General features: G+C 60.6%; 14 protein-coding genes. 7 read left to right on the forward strand and 7 right to left on the reverse strand.

The window, feature by feature from the left end:
* Positions 1 to 8: 8 nt before the first annotated feature.
* The 4 genes from B0D78_RS05405 to B0D78_RS05420 all read right to left on the reverse strand — a co-directional run bounded on the left by B0D78_RS05405 (position 9) and on the right by B0D78_RS05420 (position 6,710).
* Positions 9 to 908 carry an ABC transporter permease gene (locus B0D78_RS05405; protein ID WP_078015962.1) on the reverse strand — a complete coding sequence of 300 codons (900 nt, stop codon included), beginning with the start codon at positions 906 to 908 and terminating at the stop codon, positions 9 to 11.
* Between the two features lie 14 nt (positions 909 to 922).
* Positions 923 to 1,888 carry an ABC transporter permease gene (locus B0D78_RS05410; protein ID WP_078016022.1) on the reverse strand — a complete coding sequence of 322 codons (966 nt, stop codon included), beginning with the start codon at positions 1,886 to 1,888 and terminating at the stop codon, positions 923 to 925.
* A 136-nt stretch (positions 1,889 to 2,024) separates the two neighbouring features.
* Positions 2,025 to 3,635, reverse strand: coding sequence for an ABC transporter substrate-binding protein (locus B0D78_RS05415; protein ID WP_078015963.1), 1,611 nt, complete (start codon positions 3,633 to 3,635; stop codon positions 2,025 to 2,027).
* Positions 3,636 to 3,938: 303 nt separating this feature from the next.
* Positions 3,939 to 6,710: a hypothetical protein gene (locus tag B0D78_RS05420; RefSeq protein WP_078015964.1), complete on the reverse strand. Its 2,772-nt coding sequence runs from the start codon at positions 6,708 to 6,710 to the stop codon at positions 3,939 to 3,941.
* A gap of 224 nt (positions 6,711 to 6,934) precedes the next feature.
* Between B0D78_RS05420 and B0D78_RS05425 the strand changes: the two genes are divergently transcribed.
* The 7 genes from B0D78_RS05425 to B0D78_RS05455 all read left to right on the forward strand — a co-directional run bounded on the left by B0D78_RS05425 (position 6,935) and on the right by B0D78_RS05455 (position 16,019).
* Complete coding sequence (locus B0D78_RS05425) at positions 6,935 to 8,284, forward strand: MATE family efflux transporter (RefSeq protein ID WP_078015965.1); 1,350 nt, start codon at positions 6,935 to 6,937, stop codon at positions 8,282 to 8,284.
* A 141-nt stretch (positions 8,285 to 8,425) separates the two neighbouring features.
* A complete protein-coding gene (locus tag B0D78_RS05430) occupies positions 8,426 to 9,499 on the forward strand; it encodes a sensor histidine kinase (RefSeq protein WP_078015966.1) in 1,074 nt (357 codons plus the stop codon).
* On the forward strand, positions 9,496 to 10,146 hold the full coding sequence (locus tag B0D78_RS05435; protein ID WP_078015967.1) for a response regulator: 651 nt from the start codon (positions 9,496 to 9,498) through the stop codon (positions 10,144 to 10,146). Before B0D78_RS05430 ends, B0D78_RS05435 begins: the two co-directional genes overlap by 4 nt.
* 403 nt (positions 10,147 to 10,549) lie before the next feature.
* Positions 10,550 to 11,857, forward strand: a complete 1,308-nt coding sequence (locus B0D78_RS05440) for a glycine/sarcosine/betaine reductase component B subunit (protein WP_078015968.1) — start codon at positions 10,550 to 10,552, stop codon at positions 11,855 to 11,857.
* A 20-nt stretch (positions 11,858 to 11,877) separates the two neighbouring features.
* Positions 11,878 to 13,194 carry a glycine/betaine/sarcosine/D-proline family reductase selenoprotein B gene (locus B0D78_RS05445; protein WP_078015969.1) on the forward strand — a complete coding sequence of 439 codons (1,317 nt, stop codon included), beginning with the start codon at positions 11,878 to 11,880 and terminating at the stop codon, positions 13,192 to 13,194.
* Positions 13,195 to 13,332: 138 nt separating this feature from the next.
* A complete protein-coding gene (locus tag B0D78_RS05450; RefSeq protein ID WP_240496121.1) occupies positions 13,333 to 14,895 on the forward strand; it encodes a BCCT family transporter in 1,563 nt (520 codons plus the stop codon).
* Between the two features lie 110 nt (positions 14,896 to 15,005).
* A complete protein-coding gene (locus B0D78_RS05455; protein ID WP_078015970.1) occupies positions 15,006 to 16,019 on the forward strand; it encodes a hypothetical protein in 1,014 nt (337 codons plus the stop codon).
* Positions 16,020 to 16,238: 219 nt separating this feature from the next.
* Here B0D78_RS05455 and B0D78_RS05460 read toward each other — a convergent pair whose 3' ends face one another.
* The 3 genes from B0D78_RS05460 to B0D78_RS05470 are packed head-to-tail and all read right to left on the reverse strand — an operon-like array spanning position 16,239 to position 18,896.
* On the reverse strand, positions 16,239 to 17,621 hold the full coding sequence (locus B0D78_RS05460; protein WP_078015971.1) for an MATE family efflux transporter: 1,383 nt from the start codon (positions 17,619 to 17,621) through the stop codon (positions 16,239 to 16,241).
* A 1-nt stretch (position 17,622) separates the two neighbouring features.
* Positions 17,623 to 18,042, reverse strand: coding sequence for a nickel-responsive transcriptional regulator NikR (gene nikR / locus B0D78_RS05465; RefSeq protein ID WP_009164553.1), 420 nt, complete (start codon positions 18,040 to 18,042; stop codon positions 17,623 to 17,625).
* Positions 18,018 to 18,896 carry a papain-like cysteine protease family protein gene (locus tag B0D78_RS05470; RefSeq protein WP_009164554.1) on the reverse strand — a complete coding sequence of 293 codons (879 nt, stop codon included), beginning with the start codon at positions 18,894 to 18,896 and terminating at the stop codon, positions 18,018 to 18,020. Before B0D78_RS05470 ends, nikR begins: the two co-directional genes overlap by 25 nt.
* Positions 18,897 to 19,009: the final 113 nt, after the last annotated feature.

Below are 19,009 nucleotides of genomic sequence, written 5' to 3' on the forward strand. Positions count from 1 at the left end.
GGCGGGCCTCATTTCAGCTTGGGATTCATCTCGTCGCGCAGGAAATCGCCGAGGAGGTTGATGCCGAACACGATGATCATGATGTACAGCCCCGGCAGGATCGAGACCCACCACAGGCCGCTGTAAAGCACCGTGAAGCCGTCGTTGCAGAGCATGCCAAGCGACGGACGCGAGATCGGCACGCCCAGGCCGAGGAAGCTCAACGTCGCCTCGGTGAGGATGAAGCCGCCCACCTGGATCGTGGACAGCACGACGATGGAGGCGAAGACGTTGGGCAGCACGTGCTTGTAAAGGATGCGCCAGTTCGGCAGGCCGATCACGTGCGTGGCTTCGATGTATTCGCATTTTTTGACGCGCAGCGTTTCGCCGCGCACCGTGCGCGCGTAGCGCACCCAGCCGACCAGCATCAGCGACAGCAGGATGTTGGTGATGCTGCGCCCCAGCATGGACATCAGGAACAGCGCGATCAGCATCGACGGGAACGACAGCTGCACGTCGGCAAAGCGCATGATGAGCGCGTCCACCTTGCCGCCGAAATAGCCCGAGATCAGCCCCAGCACGATGCCGATGCCGCTGGCCATCAACGTGCCCAGCAGGCCGATGACCAGCGAGACGCGACTGCCGTAGACCATGGCGCTTACCATGTCGCGCCCTTGCTGATCGGTGCCCAGCAGGAACTTGGGGTCGCCGCCCTCCAGCCAGAACGGCGGCTTGTAGGCGTCGCCCAGGTCGAGCTCGGCCATATTGTAGGGATTCTGCACCGTGAACTGCGGCCCCACGACCGCGATCAGGATCACGAGCAGGACGATCACTGCTCCGGCGATCGCCGTAGGGGAGTGACGGAAGTTGTAAAACAGTTCCGAGTCCAGAAAAGCGCGCCAACGGCTTTTCTCTTGTGCGTCAGACATTTTTCGTCCTCCTCCTACTGCAAGTCGATGCGCGGATCGATAAAAACGTAGAGCAGATCCACGATGAAATTGATGAACACGAACATCACCGCCACGAACAGAATGTAGGCGGCGATGATCGGCCGGTCGGCGCTGGTCACCGCGTCGATGAGCAGCTTGCCGATGCCCGGCCAGGCGTAGATCGTCTCGGTGATCGTCGTGAAGGCGATCAGGTTGCCCAGCTGCAGTCCGAAGACCGTGACCACCGGGATCAGCGTGTTTTTCAGCGCGTGCCCGAACAGCACCTTGCGGTTGGGCACGCCCTTGGCGCGCGCGAACTTGACATAATCCTGCCGCATGTTTTCCTGCATCCCCGCGCGGGTGAGGCGGATGATGGTCGCCACGTTGCCCAGCGCCAGCGTGATCGACGGCAGGATGATATGCGCCCAGCCGTCGGCGGTGGCGAGGCTGGTCGTGATTCCGAAGATCACGCCCGTTTCGCCGCGTCCGGACACGGGCAGGACGCCGAGATACAGGCCGAAGAAATAGATCATCACCATGCCGATCCAGAACGACGGCATCGAGATCCCGGCGATGGACATGGCCATGACGCTTTTGCTGAAACGGCTCTTCGGATACGCGCCGGACCATACGCCCAGCGGGATGCCGAGAAAGATCGAGAGCACCATGGCCACGGCGACGATGTCCAGCGTGGCGGGAAGCCGTTCGGTGATCAGCGCCAGCGCCGGCAGGTGGTACATGTACGACTGGCCGAAATTGCCGTTCAAAACGTTTTTGACGAAGATCCAGTATTGGACGTACAGCGGTTTGTCCAGGCCGAGATAGGCCGAGACGGCCGCGATCTCCTCGGGCGTTGCGTTTTCGCGCACCATAAGGTAAACGGGGTTGCCCAGCACGCTCGTGAGCACGAACACGATCAGCGAGACCACGAGCACGACCAGCACGAGCTGGGTCAGCCTTTTGACGAGAAACTGAAGCACCTTAAAGGTCACCTCCGCGGAAAAGCAGTCTATTCCGGAGCGAAAAGGACGGAAAAAGACTTTCATCAAAGACAGACGGTTCTTTTCGCGTGAAAAGAACCGTCTGCATTATGGGTGTCTTTCGGGAACCGGGAAATTATTTTTTGAACGTGACGTCCCACGCGTACACGTATTTGTTGTAGCGCGGCGCGTAATCGATGCGCGGCCCGACGGCGTACACGTCCATCTGGAAGTGCAGCGGGATGTAGGCCACGTCGTCGGCGGCCAGCTTCCACGCCTGCCGCATGATCTGATCGCGTTTGGCGGCGTCGACGGTCGCCATCGCTTCCTCGATCAGTTTGTCCACCTCGGCGTTGCTGTAATAACCGCGGTTGACGCCGCCCCAGCCCTGCTTGACGTACTCGCCGGGCTTCATCGAGTAGATCATGTCGAGGGCGATCAGCGCTCCCTCGCCGCCGGAGTCGGCCCAGCCGGTCTGGCACAGGTGCGTGTTGTCTCCCGACCGATTGACCGCGCCGATGTAGGAGAAGAAAATGTTGCGCGACATCAGATTGGGGACGACCTTGATGCCGACCTTTTCGAGGTATGAGGCGCAGGCCGTGGCGATGGCGCCGTCGTTGATGTAGCGGTCGTTGGATGCGTCGAGCGTCACCTGGAAACGTGTGCCGTCGGCCTGGCGGGGGTAACCCGCTTCGTCAAGCAGCTTTTCGGCCAGAGCCGGATCGTAAGCAAGGCGCTTGATCTCGGGATTGTAGCCGTTGTAGCCCTCGGGACAGTAGGTCGCGGCGGGAAGGGCGAAGCCGTTCATGACCTTGGCGACGATCTCGTCCTCGTTGATGGCGTGGTACATGGCGGCGCGGACGCGCTTGTCGGTCATCGGGTTCCTGCCCGTGGGCGAAACCAGCGGGAACTTGGAATCCTTGCTGGGGTTCTCCACGCAGGACGGATTGAGGTAGATGACGCGCAGGCTGGGCATCTTGACGATGCTGATGTTTTTGTTGCGCTCGACCATGGCCACGTCGCGCACCGGCACGTCGACGATCATGTCGACGGCGCCGGACATCATGTTGGCGGTGCGGGTGCCGGGGTTGGTGATCGGCTTGTAGACGACGTTCTCGGCCTCGGGTTTGTCGCCCCAATAAGTTTCGTTGCGCTTGAAGACGATGCGGTCGCCGCGCACGTGCTCGGCCAGCGCGTACTTGCCGGTGCCGACGGGATGGTTGGCGTTGTAATCGTCGTCGTGGGCCTCGCAGGTCTCCTTGTCGAGGATCACCACGTCCTTGACGTGGGCCAGCAGCAGCACGTTGGGCGCCTTGCAGGTGATTTTGACGGTGTAATCGTCGATCTTCTCGCTCTTGTCGATGGTGGCGAACGCGTAAATGAAGGCCGACTTGCCGGCCGTGTTGGCGCGCTCGAACGAGAACAGGACGTCGTCGGCGTTGAAGGCGCTGCCGTTGTGGAACGTGACGCCCTTGCGCAGATGGAACGTCCAGATCGAAGCGTCCTCGTTGGTTTCCCAGCTCTCGGCCAGAAGCGGCTGCGGTTTGATCTCCCGGTCAAGGGTCACGAGCGGTTCGAAGACGTGCTCCATGATGGCGTTGTTGAGGTCTTCGTTCAGCGAATAGGGATAAAACGAATAAGCGTCGCCCGTCAGGCCGATCGTCACGTCCCGCGGCCCCGCCGCGCAGGCCGCCGAGGCTCCCAGCGCCAGAGCGGCCAGCGCACACCACAAAATACTTTTCTTCACGGCATTTTCCTCCTGTTAAAGATAAGTTTTTAAGAACCATCTGAATCATAATTTTTATGGATACAAAATTCAACAATAAAACATAGTGATCGGCGTGATAATAAATGTTGTTTTTGCATTAAAATGTTTGCTGCGGAACTGTCATACAGATAAACTACTTTTCCCCGGCTTCATGTGCCGACAATTTTTCGAAAAGAAAAGAGGCTCGTCACGGCAGAGCACAGAACATGGGCGGCGGATTCACATGAATCCGCCGCCCATGTTCTGTGCTCTGCCGTTTTTTGTTCCGCAGGCGTCCGCCTCTTATTTACCGAAAAGACTGTTCAACCCTTTTTCGAGCTCTTTGTTGAGCGCATCGTTGAGCTGGTCTCTGACGCTGTTTTTGCTGGACCCGCTTTCGGCGCCGCTCTTGCCGGTGAGTTTCTCGGTGAGCTTGTTCACGGCGTCTTCTTTGGCCTTTTCAACGGCGTTCTTGGCCTGGTCCTTGACGTTGGTGACTTTGGCGTTTTCCTGCTGGGCTTCCTTGGCGTCCCAGGTCTTGCCGTTGACTTTGAAACTGCCGATCTTGGGGTCGCCGATAGTGCCGCCGATGTGGAAGGTCAGGTTTCGGAAGTCGTTGACGCCCCAGCTCTTGCTGGCGCCGGCGATACCGCCGCCGATCAGGCCGGCGATGCCGCCGGCGCCGCCGGTCAACAGGGCCGCCGCGCCACCGGCCGCCATCGCGCCGCTCAGGGTCGAAGCCGCCGTGTTCACGAGCATGGCGTTGATGGAACCGTCGACGTTGATGTTCAGATTGCCGGCGTAGGCGAAGGTACCGTTGGCTTTGATGTACTGATAAATGCCGTCGCCCTTTTCGGCGTTGATGACGGTGCCGTCCTTGAGCGTCAGCTTTTCGATGTCGTTGGCGAAGGGGATCCTGGCGTTGGCGTAGGCGATGCCCTTGTTGCCGTGCAGCGCGGCGACGGCGTTGACGATGGACTGATACTGCTTGAAGCCGTACATCCTGCCGCCTGCCGAGGAGACGGAACCTTCGCCGTCGAGCGTGAAGGGGCTGAGCTTGCCGGCGGCCTTGTATTCGCCGGTCAGCGTGCCGGTCAGTCCGCCGCCGAGCGCGGGCGCCATCTGGTCGATGATGGTCTTGAGCTGGCTGCCCTTCAGGCTGGCGCCGAGCTCGTAAGTCATCTTGTTGATGTCCATGCTCGCATTGCCGTCGATCGTTCCGCCGGCGAATTTGGAGGAGAAATCGGGCAGCGAGGCCACCATTTTGGAGAGTTTGAGGGAGGATCTGATCTGTTCGAACTTGAGCCCCGTAAGCGAGAAGACGGGGATGGAAAGCGAACCGTCGCCGGTGATGTCCGTGTCGGAAAGCTCGCCCTTGAGGCCGCCGCTGAGTTTGCCGGAAGCGCCCAGCGAGGCGGCGCCGAACGTGTTCATCACGTTGCCGAGGTCGATGCCGTTCAGTTTCAGATCGTAGGTGCCGTTCAGATTTTTGCCGAATTTCAGCACCGAGTCCATCTTGATCGTTCCGTTGGCGACGACCGCGGACATTTCCTTGAAGGCCAGATTGTCGCTGCCCATGGTGATGGAGCCGTTGACCTTGGTGACGGGCAGTTCCATAAAGACCAGCGAGGCGTTTTTGAACGTCACCGTGCTGCCCTGGAAGGCGACGGGCACGTTGACCTTGTCGATGTTCATGTCGTTGAGCGAGACGCGCGGCGAGTCGATCTTGCCGCCGGCGGTGATGGCGCTGCCCTTGCCCTTGACGGTGAAGGCGGCGTTCACTTTGCCCTTGATGTTCGCCGGCGCCGAAGGCACGATCTTGGGCAGCATGGCGAGGTCGAAGTCCTTGACGCTGAAAGCCACGTCGGCCGCCACTTCCTTGCCGCCGGCGTTGACCGTTCCTTTGAGCGTGGCGGGATTGCCGGCGAGGTTGGAGCCGCCGGAGACGGTGATCAGCCCTTTGCTGTTGAACGCGGCCTTGAAAAGCGTGTCGGTGACGCTGGCGCCGCCGAACGTAAGCTTGTCGGCCTTGACTTGGGCGCTGCCCTTGAGGGCGTTCACCGGTCCTTCGACCGCGACGTTGACGGCGTCGACCTGTCCGCTCAGTTCAGCGGGCAGCGAGGGCAGATTCTTGCGCAGAGTTTCGGCGGTGACGGGGCCGTCGGTGTTCATGTTCACTTTGATGGAAGGCGTTTTGCCGCCGAGGTCGGCGAACACGTCGCCTTTGGTGGGAATGCCGATGGCATTGACGGTCAGAGGCTTGAGATTGACTTTCAGGTCTTTCATCGCGACCGTGGTGCTGGCCGAAACGGGGAAGCCCATGGCGGAACCGTCCTCGAAGCTGACAGTCCCCGCTACGGCGGGATTGCCCGGCTCGCCTGTGACGGTCATGTCAGCGGTGACCAAACCTTTGACGAGGAAACTTTCCAGCTGGGGAACGAGGGCCGCCAGATCGCCGATCTGCACCTTGTCGGCAGCGGCCTTGAGATTCAACGCCGGCGCTACGCTGCCGTTGACGCTGATCGTACCGCCGGCAGTTTCGATGTTCCCTTTGCTGATCGTCAGGCCGGGGGCCATGCTGACTTTGAAGCTGCCCTTCAGGGGCAGACCGTTGAGGGCGATGTCGAAGGCCGCCTCGGCTTCGCTGCCGTCCAGCGTACCGCCGACTGAATTGAGCTGGAGGTCGTTGAGCGGAACGGCGCTGGGCAGCGTCACTTTCTGGCCGGTGAAGATTTCGGCCAGCTGGAGCAGGTGAGGAATGGTGCTCTTGATGTCGCCCAGTTCAATCCAGTCGAGCGCCACGTTACCGGTGATCAGCTTGAGCAGCGCCGGGTCGACGAAAATTTTGCCTGCTTTGATCAGCGACGCGCCGTCGCGCGTCAGTTCGATGTCGTTGAAAGTGTAGCCTTTGACGGGATTGCCTTTGGCGCCGCCGATGGACACGCCCAGATTGTAGGTGTTGGCCACGTATTCGGCGCCTTTCTGAGCGATCCAGCCTGTGCCGACGTCCAACGTGCAGACGGCGACGACGGCCGCCGCGAGCAGGATCGCAATGCCTATGAAAAGTTTTTTCATTGGGATTTAACCTCCTCTATTCTGTCGTTTTCACAACGGCAATGATGGTACGCTTCGCGATTTTGTGCCGGCGTTTTCATGCCGGACTCATTATAGCACAGGCTTAGAAAAGGGACGCTCCCGAGCGGAAAAGGAACGGAACGCTTTCCATTTGCATCGTGTAGTGTTTATAAAACAATCGTGTTATCATAAAAAAATACATTTATGGAAGGTGCAGGAAATCTATGGAAAATCGTCGTGAAATGCTGGCGCAATCGCCGTTGCTGCGTTTGCTCGCGAAAATGTCTCTGCCGGCCATGATCGGCATGTTCGTCATGGCTTCGTACAACGTAGTCGATGCGATCTTCATCGGCTGGGGCGTCGGCCCGCTGGGCATCGCCGCCACGTCGGTGGCGTTCCCGCTGCAGCTGTTCGTGGGGGCGCTGTCCATGTGGGTGGCGATGGGCACGGCCTCGCTGTCGTCGCGCAAACTGGGCGCGGGACTGGACGACGACGCGGAGCGGGCGCTGGGCAACGGCTTCGTGATGTCGACGGCGCTGGGTTTCGCGACGCTGGCCGCCGGGCTGTTCTTCCTCGATTCGCTGATCGCCATGATGGGGACCGACGAGCAGGTGGCAGACTACGCGCGGCAATATCTCGGCATCGTCTTTCTCGGCAATCCGCTGGTGATCGTGGGGATGCTCTTCAACAACACGATCCGCTCTGAGGGCAACACGCGCTACGCCATGTACTCGATGGTGCTGCCGGCGGTGCTGAACGTTTTTCTCGATCCGCTGTTCATCTTCGGCTTCAAGATGGGCATGGCGGGAGCGGCCTGGGCGACGGTGATCGGCCAGCTGGTGACGCTGCTGTGGAATCTTCGCTACTATCTGACGGGGCGCCGCAGCCTGATCGCCCTGCGCGTCAGCCGCATGCCGCTGCGCTGGGCCATCGACGCCGAGATCCTCGGCGTCGGCGTTTCCGAGTTCGCGCGCCAGGGGGCGCTGACGGTGGCCAACACGATCCTGATGAATCAGATCTCGCATTACGGTTCGGCGCTGCATATCGCCGCCTACGCGATCATGATGAAGGTCTCGTCGATCGCCGTGATGCCGATCTTCGGCATCGGCCAGGGCATGCAGCCGATCGTGGGTTACTGTTACGGCGCGGGACTTTACGGCCGCGCCCGCAGGGCTATCGAGATCGCGCTGCTTTCGGCCACGGTCATCACCGTGACGGGCGAGATCATTCTGCTCGGCTTTCCGCACGTTTTCGTGCGCGCGTTCACCGATGACGCCGAGGTGATCCGCCTCACCGTCTGGGGCGTGCGCATCCTCCAATCCACGTTCGCGATCATCGGCTTTCAGATCGTCGGCACGGTGACGTTTCAGGCGCTGGGATTCGCGGGGCCGGCGCTGTTTCTGTCGCTGAGCCGCCAGGTAATTTTTTTCATCCCCTCGCTGCTGGTCCTGCCGCGCTTTTTCGGCGTCGCCGGCGTGTTCTTGAGCTATCCCGTGGCGGACGTGTGCGCCTGCTGTGTGACGCTGGCGCTGCTGATCTTCTACCGAGGACGCTTCAAAAAGCTTGAACGCTGACGGTGCGATGCCGCCGCTTCCCGTATCGCGCCGACGAGGCGAAAATAATGATTTTCATGATTTCATGGATAAGGCAGATGAGTTAAAATAAATTATAGTGAACATAATGGAAGAAGAGCATCCGGGACATCTGAAGAAGCCATGATCGTGTATCGGATGCTGTTCGCGCGGACGTTCGACCCGATCGCGCTGTACCGCGTGGAAGAAGGATCGCACCGCAGCATCACGGCCGACAGGGTGTTTTTCGTCGACGTCAACCCGTCTTACGAGCGCGTCATGAAGGTTCGCCGCCGGGACGTGATCGGCCGCAGCTTTCTCGACGTATGGCCGATTTCCGAGCCGCGCTGGTCCCAGATCATCGTCGACTGTCTGCGTCTCGGGCATTCGGTGCACTGCGAGGGCAACAGCAAAGAGGCCGGCAGTTTTCTCGAGGCGATCGCTTTTCCTCTGCCGCCGGCCATGGCGGCCGTGATCTTCCTCGACAAGACGAAACTGAAGGATGCCGACGAGGCGCTGGACCGCAAAAAAAATGAATTGCGCAATTTGGCCACGCAGCTGACGCTCACCGAGGAGAGCACGCGCCGCGCCATCGCCACCGACTTGCACGACCGCATCGGCTACGATCTGGTCTCGCAGCTTCACAAGATCCGCGAGCTGCGCGAAAAAGTGCGTCCGGCGCTGGAGGCGGAGATGGCGGCGCTGGAAGCCAACACGGAGAAGATGATCCGCGAAAGCCGTTCGCTGATCTTCGAGCTCAGCCCGCCCATTCTCAAGGAAGTGGGCATCAATCCCGCTTTGGAATCGTTGGCCGACAACCTGCTCACGCCGCACGGCATCAAGTGGGAGCTGCGCGCGAAGGGGACCATGGCCGACTTCTGGGCGGACGATGCCGTCTGCGTGATCCTTTACCGCATGGCACGCGAGCTGCTGATCAACGTGATCAAACATTCCGGCGCGACGCGTGTCACCATCATCGTCAACCGCGGCCCGGGGAAGATCATGGTCGCGGTGGAGGACAACGGCCGGGGATTCCCCGAGGACTTCGACCTCGATCATAACGAGGAGCGCAAGGAAACGAAAAGCTTTGGGCTTTTCAGCATCAGGGAACGCCTTGAACCCATCGGCGGAACTCTGAAAATCGTTTCCATCCCCGGGAAGGGCGCGACCGTCGCCATGTCCTGCCCGTTGAAACTGAAGGAAGGGGAGTTCAAATGAGTATTCGCGTGCTTCTGGCCGACGATCACGAAATGTTTCTTGAAGGACTGCGGGAACTGCTCGGCAAAGCGGACGGCATCGAACTGGCCGGACTGGCCCGCGACGGCGCGGAGGCCGTCGCGGCGGCGGAACGTCTGCAGCCCGACGTGGTGCTGATGGACATGACGATGCCGCGGCTGAACGGCATCCAGGCGACGCAGAAGATTGCCGCCGGCTCATCCGGCACGAAGGTGCTGGTGCTGTCCATGCACGGCGACAAGAACCTGATCGTCGAGAGCCTGAAGGCCGGAGCCCGCGGCTACGTGCTGAAAGAGTGTTCGTCGCAGGAGCTGTGCCTGGCCATCCAAACCGTCGCGAACGGCCAGTATTACTTGACGCCGGCGATCCTTTCGACGCTTATCGGAGATTATCTGCGCTTGACCGAAAACGAAGCCCAGTCCTCGAGCTGCCCGCTGTCGGACCGCGAGCTGGACGTGTTGAAACTGCTCGTCAACGGTTGCAACGCCAAACAGATCGCCGAACAGCTCAGCATCAGCAAAAACACGGTGGACACGCACCGTCGCCACATCCTCGACAAACTTGGCTGCAACAGCATGGCCGAGCTGACGCGCTACGCTATCCGCGAAGGCTACCTCGACCTCAGCTGAAACGCCTCTCCAGCCGCGAAGAAAAAAGCGGGCACGGCACCCGCGGCGGAACGGAAGAGGAAACTTGGCAACGGCGCCGCCTGTGCGGCAGACACCGAACCATCGTGAAAATCTTGTCGGGAAACAACGGCAAAGAGCCGCCTCGCATCGACCGGGGCGGCTCTTTGTGCATGTTCCGCGTTAAGCGACGCCGTCGGATTGTCGCGAACGGCACGTCATAATTTTTACTACGGGCATTTTCACATTTTTCATTATGGAAGTCATTCATTCTTTTTCATTATAATCCAATCGTGAAAAGCAACACAGAGGGAATGGAGCGGCCGGGCTGAGAACGTCCGGTCATCTCGAAGGGGCATCGGAGGGATTTGATCCCGCGAATCTTGAAGAAGGAGTGATTTCAGTTATGAGACTTGAAATCGGAGCCTTTCATGTGACCGACATCAAGTTCGGCGACCATACGGGCTACAGCAAGGGCATTCTCACCGTCAACAAGGAAGAACTGCTCAAGGTCGTCAAGGAAGACGAGCACATCACCACCGCCGATCTGAGGATCGTGCATCCCGGCGACAAAGTGGTGCTCTGTCCCGTCAAGGAAGCGGTGGAGATGCGCTGCAAGGTGTCCGGCGGCCACGGAATCTTCCCCGGCGTCCTGTCCGAGATGGAGATCGCCGGTTCCGGCCGCACCCACTGTCTGCAGGACTGCTCGCTGCTCGTCGTCGGCGAACATTGGGGCGGATTCCAGGACGGCCTGATCGCCATGGGCGGCGCGTATCAGCATCACACCATCTTCGGCGACATGGTCAATCTCGTGTTGGTGGCGGACACCGACGAAGAGTTCGAAAAGCGCGAGCAGCAGAAGAAAAATCACGCCCTGCGCTGGGCCGGCATGCGCCTTGCCGAATACGTCGGCCAGTGTGTGAAAGATCTCGAGCCCGAGAACATCGAAGTCTACGACCTGCCTGCCCTGAACGAGCGCGGCCCTGAAGTGGACAAACTGCCCCGCGTGGTCTACCTGCTCCAGCCGCAGACCCAGATGGAGACGATGGGCTACAACACGCTGATCTACGGCTGGGACGGCAACCATATCCTGCCCACCTTCATGCACCCCAACGAACTGCTCGACGGCTGCATGGTGTCGGGGTCCTTCATGCCCACGTCGTCGAAGATCTCGACTTACGAGTTCGCTGTCAATCCGATGATCAAGAAGCTCTACGAACAGCACGGCAAGACCATCAATTTCCTCGGCGTCGTCATGTCCACGCTGAACGTGAAGATGGACGAAAAAGTCCGCTGCGCCAAGATGGCCGGGCAGATCTGCGCCTCTCTCGGCGTCGACGCCGCGGTCGTCGTCGAAGAAGGGTACGGCAACCCCGACGTCGATTATACCGCCATGCTGGTCGAGCTCGAGCGCCTCGGCATCAAGACCATCGGCCTGTCGGACGAGTGCACCGGCCGCGACGGCGCCTCGCAGCCCCTCGTTTCCATGAACCCCGTCACCGACGCGTTGGTCACCACCGGCAACGTGTCCCAGATGTACGAGTTCCCGAAGATGGAAGTCATCGGCGAGCTCGAAGCTCTGGCCCGCGACGGGAACTCCGGCGGCTGGGAAGGCTGCATCCGTCCCGACGGTTCCTTCGTGATGGAAAACAACGGCATGTTCTGCGCCAACCACATCAGCGGTTACTCCAAGAGAACCTGCGCTGATTTTTAAATCGGGGAGGCAAAAATAAAATGCTGAAAGCCATTCATTACATCAACCAGTTCTTCGGCCAGGTCGGCGGCGAAGACGCGGCCGACGCCAAGCCCATTTTCCACGACGATCTCGTCGGCTGCTCGATGATGCTGAACCAGATGGTGAAGCCCGACATCGAAGTCACCAATACCATCGTCTGCGGCGATAATTACATCACCAATCACACCGACGAGGCCCTGAAAGAGATCTTCGCCTGGCTCGACACGAAGAAATTCGACATTTTCTTCGCCGGTCCCGCCTTCATGGCCGGACGCTACGGCGTCGGCTGCGGCATCATGTGCAAGGCGGTGGCCGAGCGCTATCACGTGCCCGTGATCACCTCCATGAACGAGGAAAACCCCGGCGTCGAAGAGTACAAATCCGTGTGCTACATCTTCAAGGGCGGCCGCAAGGCGACCTTCATGAAGGACGACGTGACCGCCATGGCTGCGTTCGCCAAGAAAATCGCCAAAGGCGAAGAGCTCCTGCCCGCCGCCCAGGAGGGTTACTTCCCCCGCGGCATCCGCGCCGAGATCCCTCAGCCCGACGGACGCATCGCCGCCGACCGCGTCATCGACATGCTGCTCAAGAAGCTCAAGGGCGAGCCCTTCCAGACCGAGCTGATCATCCCCAAGATGGAGAAGATCCCGCCCGCGCCCGCGCTCAAGGATCTGGCCCATGCCACCGTCGCGCTCGTCTCGTCTTCCGGCGTGGTGCCCGTGGACAATCCCGACCGTATCCAGAGCGCTTCCGCCCAGAAATGGGGCAAGTACGACATCTCCAAGCTCGACAACTTGCCCGAGGGCGTGTTCAAGACGATCCACGCCGGTTTCGACCCCGCCGCCATGTGCCACATTCCCGATCGCGGCATCCCCGTGGACGCCATGCGCTACTTCGAGAAACAGGGCAAGATCGGCAAACTTTATGATTATTACTATGTGACTGTCGGCACCGGCACGACCCAGGCCTTCGCCGCCAAGTTCGGCAAGGAGATCGCCGCCGAGCTTCACGCCGCCAAAGTCGACGCCGTCGTGCTCACCGCCACCTGAGGCACGTGCACTCGTTGCGGGTCAACGATGGGCAAAGAAATCGAAAAAAGCGGCATCCCTGTGGTCGTGATGTGCAATCTGATCGACGTGGCCAAGACCGTCGGTGCCAACCGCATGGTCCAGACCGTGTCCGTCCCCTATCCTCTGGGCGATCCCGAACTGAGCGCCGAGGCCGAGTGGCAGCTGCGCACCAGCCGCGTCGAGGCGGCTCTGAACGCTTTGGCGACGGACATTACCGAGCCGACGGTGTTCCCCTCCAAGTTCTGATCTGACGGAACGGCGGAGTGAGATTCTCTCGACCAGAGACAAGGCAGTAAGTTCGAGGGGCTGAAAGGACGTTTTTGAAACGTGAATTTCAGCCCCTTGTTTTGAATCGTCCTTCCCATTGTGAAAGGAGTCGCTTGAATGTCGGATAAAATTTCCCGAAATCCTCTCGACCACGGCCGGCTTGACTGGTCAGGCTGCGTCGATACCAAGAGCAACGCGGTTTATTACGTTTCAATTCTGATCACCTTCGCGGCGGTCCTTTGGGGACTGCTGTCGCCCGATTCTTTCGGCTCTTTCGCCAAGTCGTTGTTCAATGGCCTGACGACTTATTTCGGCGCCGGGTACATGTTCTTCATGAACGTTTTCGTTATCTTCTGTCTCTTCATCGCCGCCGGCCGTTTCGGCAAAGTCCGCCTGGGCAAGGCGGAGGACCGCCCCGAATACAGCAACTTGGCCTGGTTCGCCATGCTGTTCTCGGCCGGTATGGGGGTGGGGCTGGTGTTCTATGGTGCCGCCGAACCTTTGATTTATTTCACCAATCCGCCCTTCGGCGCGGCTCCCGAGTCCGTCCAGGCCGCCCGTGACGCGCTGCAGGTCTCTTTCTTCCATTGGGGGCTGCATCCTTGGGCAGGTTACGCCGTCATCGCCATGCCGCTGGCCTACTATCAGTTCCGCTACAACGCGCCCGGCTTGATCAGTTCGATCTTCATCCCGCTGGTCGGAGAGAAGGCCGTCAAGGGGACGTTCGGCAAGGTTGTCGACATTCTCGCCACGTTCGCCACGCTGGGCGGCATCACCACGTCTCTGGGGCTCGGCACGCTGCAGCTGAACTCGGGAGCTAACACCGTCTTCGGACTGCCCAAGACCACGTTCGTTCAGGTCGTCATCATCGCGATTCTTGCCGTGCTTTACACCGGTTCGGCCGTGCTCGGCATCAAAAAGGGCATTTCCAAGGTGGCCGACTTCAACATCCGCGTCTGCTTCATCCTCATGGCCCTGATGTTCATCGTCGGCCCCTCGCTGCCCATCGTCGAATCCTTCATGACCGGTATCGGCGATTTTCTCAGCGGCCTGGTCGAGGAGAGTTTCATGATGGATCCCTACGGCGCCGGGTACCAGAAACATCTTGCCAACTGGACATTGTACTACTGGGCCTGGTGGATCGCCTGGGCGCCTTTCGTCGGCGCTTTCGTGGCCCGCATTTCCCGCGGCCGCACCATCAGCGAGTTCATCGCCGGCGTTCTGATCGTTCCCGCGCTCGGCAGCGCGGTCTGGTTCGCCATCTTCGGCACTTCGGCGCTGCATCTCGAGCTGGTCCAGCACGTCAAGATCGCGGCGGAAGTGATCAAGGACGTTTCCGTCGGCGCCTTCGAGCTGTACAAGCACTATCCTCTCGGCACGGCCATGTCCTACGGCATGATCGTGTTGATCACGACGTTCTTCGTCACTTCGGCCAATTCGGCCACGTTCGTGCTGGCTGCGTACTGCCAGCACGGCACCAGCGATCCGTCCAAGAGCAAGATGGCCATCTGGGGCATCCTCATGGGCGCTCTGGCCGTGGTGCTCTTGACCACCGGCGGCCTGATCAACATTCAGACCATCTCACTGTGCACGGCGCCTCCGTTCGCGTTCATCATGTTCTTCTCCTGCTGGGGGTTCTGGAAGGCCCTCAACGCCGACGAGCGGAACGGGCGTCTGTAAGTCTCTTCAATTCAATCGTGAAAAAACGGACGCCTTTTTTCGCAAAAAGGCGTCCGTTTTGTAAAATTGCCATGGGAAAAATATTTCTCTTAGACGAAGGAGGAACGATCATGGAATCTTCGATCCTTTTGTTTTCTCCCGAATTCCCCTGTTGGGACGAGGAGACGGTGCGGCTGGCCGGCGACGATCCCTCGTCGCTGGCCGGGATGCTCGAAGCCGGCGAACTGGCACGCCGCGGCGGCGGCTACGTGCTGACGTCCAAGGGCAAGGCGGCGCGGCGCGAGCTGGCGCGGTCGACCGGAGTTCCGGCGGCGGAGATGGGCGCTCCGACGGACGACGAGGCGCAGGCCTGCCGGGAGCTGGAACACAACCGCATGTGCCAGCTGCTCGATCGCGCGTTCCGTCAGCAGTGGGGCGTCAAGGAAGTCACTCATCACGAAACGTTTCCCGTCGTGCCCTGTCTTCCCGACGACCGGTACTTCGCCTTTGAGGGCGAGCGCGTCAGGGCGATCTGGCCGCAGCATCCGCTCGTCGAATCGTTTACGGGAGCTTTTCCGCACTGGGGTGTGGGCGCACGCGGCCTGCCCGCTCCCGGCCAGGCGGGGCTCGACGCCTGGGCGAAGGAAAACGGCGCTCCCGCAGGGACGCTGACGATCGACTTCATGCTGCGCAGCCATGCCGATTTCGAACACTACAGGTTTTTCGAACCGATGGCGTCGGACCGCTTCGGGTTTTATAACGTCGATCTGATGTTTGCCGTGAAATGCGGTGACGATCCCCGGGAACTGCTGCCGCTGATCGGGCGGCTGCACGTCTTTTTGATGGAGCAGCGGCGCGTCTACGTCCCCGGCTGGTATGATCTCGACGCCGATGAGCAGGAGGATTGGACGCTGCTGGCTCTCGTCACCGACACCGAAACGCAGCTGGCCGATCTGGCGGCGACACTGCGGCGTTGGGGGCGCGATCTGATCGAACCCTGCCGCCCGTTTTACATCCTCGGTACGAGCATCGAACGCCTGCGCGCGCAGAAAGAGCCGAAAGATACCCTTTACGACTGGTTCCAGGAGGAGACCGTGCGCATCCTGCGTCCCGACGTGGACGATCAGGAAGATCTGTTCGGCTGAGAGCAAAATAAGTGAGGCGCGCGCGACGGCAATGTCGTCGCGCGCGCCTCATCATGAAGTTATGTGTGAACAGCGCTTTTTTCAAAAAAATCCCCTTCCGACAGATCTGAAAGTGACGATGACAGACGGTCGGAAGGGGGAAAGGGTTGCTGCGTTGTGTGTAAACGCCGAAGTTCAATCGGCGTTTTTGTTTTTCTGACGCCCGCGAAAAAAGCTGTTTCATGGAGCTGGCGCGTGCGCGGCGGAACTCGGCGCCGCAAATTCCGTTCGCCGCAGGTTCCGCGCTTCACGGCGCAGCAGCAGCGCGGCGGCGAGGCCGCCGACGAAATCGATGGCGGGAAAGGTGATCCACACGCCGTCGACGCCGAGGAATCTTGGCAGGATGACGATCAGCGCGATGCCGACGAGCTGGCGGATCAGGTTGAAGCAGAAAGACGCCCGCGCCCGTCCGAGCGCCTCGAGCGTGTAGCCGACGATGATCGCGGCAGCGCTGAAGGGAAGGGCGGCGTAGCCGATGCGCATGCAGCGCGCCGCGAGGGCGATCAGTTCGGCGTCGCCGTCGGTGAAGAGGGATGCCAATTCCTCCGCCCAGAACATCGCCGCCGCTTCGGACAAAATATAATAGCCGACCGAAAACAGCAGCGCGATCTTCACCGTTTCGCGCAGGCGGTCCCAGCGGCGCGCGCCGTAGTTGTAGCCGATGATGGGCATGGCGCCTTCGCCGATGCCGGTGACGGGCATGAAGAGCAGACTGTCGAGGCCGAAGAAGATGCCCATGGCGGAGATGGCCATCTCGCCGCCGTATTGCCCCAGCAGCAGATTGAACGCCACCAGCATGACCGAAAAGAAGATGTTGATCAGAAAGGGCGACACCCCCACCGCGCAGGTTTCGGCCAGCACCCGCCAACGCGGCCTGAACCGATCGGGAGAGAGCCGCAGCGCGCCGCGGCGCCGCGCGTAAAAAGCCAGCAGCCAGAGAAAGGCGAAAATCTGCGCACCGGCGGTCCCCCAAGCGGCGCCGGCCACGCCCATGCCGAGCCCGGCGATGAACCACCAGTCCAGGGCGACGTTGAACAACGAGCCGAGCACCATCGCCCACATGGCATGGCGCGGATGGCCTTCGGCCCGCATGGCGGCGATCAGAACCATGCTGAGAAACTGAACGGGAATGGCCGGCCCGGTGATTTTCAGGTAGGTCTCCGTCAGCGGCGCGATACGCTCCGTGGCGCCGCACAGCCTGACGATCGCCGGGATGTTGAACAGCAGCAGCGGCGCCGTCAGGGCCAGGAAAAAGACGGAGGCCGTGACGCCGTTGCCGAGCGCGATCTCGGCCCGTTCCTGATCCTGCGCGCCGAGATCGCGCGAGATCTGCGAGGCCGTGCCGACGCCGATCAGAGCGCTGAAGGCGACGACCAGCAGAATGATGGGGAAGACGACGGAAATGGCGGCCAGCCCCTCGGCGCCGACGTAATGGCCGATGAAGACGCGGTCGACGATGTTGTAAAGCGCGTTGGCCAGCACCCCGAGCGTGGCCGGCAGGGCGAAGCGGAGGATCAGGCGGGGAATGGGCGCGCTGCCCATCAGAGCGGAAGCGTCGGGCATCTCAGACCAGGACGGCGATCACCGGATTGACCGAGCTGACGGCCTTGAGCGCGCGCAGCGAGGCGATGAATTCCTTCACGCTTTCCACGTCGCCGCGGACGATGACAGTCTCGAGACAATGATCATGATCGGCGTGGACGTGGGTGGTGCACACGATGATGTCGCCGAAATCGTGCTGAAGGCCGGTAAGGCGCGCCGTCACGTCGTTGCTGTGATGATTGTAGGTGAGCGTGATCGTGCCGTAGACTTGCCCCGATCCTTTCTGCCAGGTGTCGCGGCTGACGTACTCGCGGATCAGCTGACGCAGCGCTTCCGAGCGATTGGGCAGGCCGGCGTTCTCGAGGCGCTTGTCAAAACTCTGCAGAAGGTTCTCCGGAACGGCGACGCCGAAACGGATCAGCGGTTCTTTTTCACGGTGCATGGCCACAAGTCTCCTTCCTTTCGGGGCGGACGGGCGACGACCCAAGGCTGAGTGCATTCGTCCCGTTCCATGACGAAAATGTCGTACCAGGTGCTGTAAAACTTGTCGATGTGTTCCACGACGTAGCCGTCCTGGCAGTGGTCGGCGGTGTCGTGCGGATCGGCGAGGATCAGCACGCCGTGGGCGGGATTGCCCGTGCCCATGTCGTCGTAGCCGATGATCACCCGCCAGTGCGCGCCCCAGTCGATGTTCTCGACCATGATCGGAGCGCCGTCGCGCAGCGTTCGGCGGCAAAAACGCGCGAAGCTGTCCAGCGTCGGGAAGCTTTTGGCCTCGGCGCAACGCCACGGATTGTAGGGCGCGGCGTCCTGCGGCGCTTTGGCGGCGAAAGGCAGATTCGATGCCACGTCCCAGCCGATCGCCTCGAAGAAATGGACCAGATCCTTGACCGGGATCGGGCGGCGCGACTCCGTCGGCAGGCCGTGAAAGGCCGCCATCTTGTCGGCGATCTCCAGCTCCCGCCAGTCGTGATAGCCGAAGTGGTACATGACCATCAGCGCCACGGCCGAGGCGCAGCTGTAATCGCGCGTCTGCTGGTAGGTGCGGAAACAGGGCAGGATCGTGCGCGAGCCTTGGCTGTACATGTGATAAAAGTCCAGCGCGGGAAAATAAGGCGAGTTGGGGCAGTCGGCCGCTTTGAAAAAGGCCGACGCGTCCGATTCGAGGTTGTAGCCTTCGGGCACGTGAATGATCGGATCGGCGTTCCACCGCGTCGCGACAATGGCTGCCTCGTGCCGGGTCAGTTCCCACAGCGGCGGGAGCGGCAGTTTCTCTTTTTCTGCATGTGCTGCCATCGACGCATTCCTCCTTTGCAAATAAAAGCCTGCGGCATAATTTCTTATTTTAGCGCAAAGAACGCCATTCGTGGCGGATGATTTGAGCGGAAAACAAAAAAATCGTTCCGCGC

Source organism: Pyramidobacter sp. C12-8 (assembly GCF_002007215.1).
Taxonomy (GTDB): Bacteria; Synergistota; Synergistia; order Synergistales; family Dethiosulfovibrionaceae; genus Pyramidobacter.

Excerpts from the sequence above, each read along its gene's own strand:
- B0D78_RS05420 (WP_078015964.1), bottom strand. The coding sequence starts at position 6,710 with ATGAAAAAACTTTTCATAGGCATTGCGATCCTGCTCGCGGCGGCCGTC.
- B0D78_RS05450 (WP_240496121.1), top strand. The coding sequence starts at position 13,333 with ATGTCGGATAAAATTTCCCGAAATCCTCTCGACCACGGCCGGCTTGAC.
- B0D78_RS05440 (WP_078015968.1), top strand. The coding sequence starts at position 10,550 with ATGAGACTTGAAATCGGAGCCTTTCATGTGACCGACATCAAGTTCGGC.
- nikR (WP_009164553.1), bottom strand. The coding sequence starts at position 18,042 with ATGCACCGTGAAAAAGAACCGCTGATCCGTTTCGGCGTCGCCGTTCCG.
- B0D78_RS05405 (WP_078015962.1), bottom strand. The coding sequence starts at position 908 with ATGTCTGACGCACAAGAGAAAAGCCGTTGGCGCGCTTTTCTGGACTCG.
- B0D78_RS05460 (WP_078015971.1), bottom strand. The coding sequence starts at position 17,621 with ATGCCCGACGCTTCCGCTCTGATGGGCAGCGCGCCCATTCCCCGCCTG.
- B0D78_RS05470 (WP_009164554.1), bottom strand. The coding sequence starts at position 18,896 with ATGGCAGCACATGCAGAAAAAGAGAAACTGCCGCTCCCGCCGCTGTGG.
- B0D78_RS05425 (WP_078015965.1), top strand. The coding sequence starts at position 6,935 with ATGGAAAATCGTCGTGAAATGCTGGCGCAATCGCCGTTGCTGCGTTTG.
- B0D78_RS05455 (WP_078015970.1), top strand. The coding sequence starts at position 15,006 with ATGGAATCTTCGATCCTTTTGTTTTCTCCCGAATTCCCCTGTTGGGAC.
- B0D78_RS05430 (WP_078015966.1), top strand. The coding sequence starts at position 8,426 with ATGATCGTGTATCGGATGCTGTTCGCGCGGACGTTCGACCCGATCGCG.
- B0D78_RS05435 (WP_078015967.1), top strand. The coding sequence starts at position 9,496 with ATGAGTATTCGCGTGCTTCTGGCCGACGATCACGAAATGTTTCTTGAA.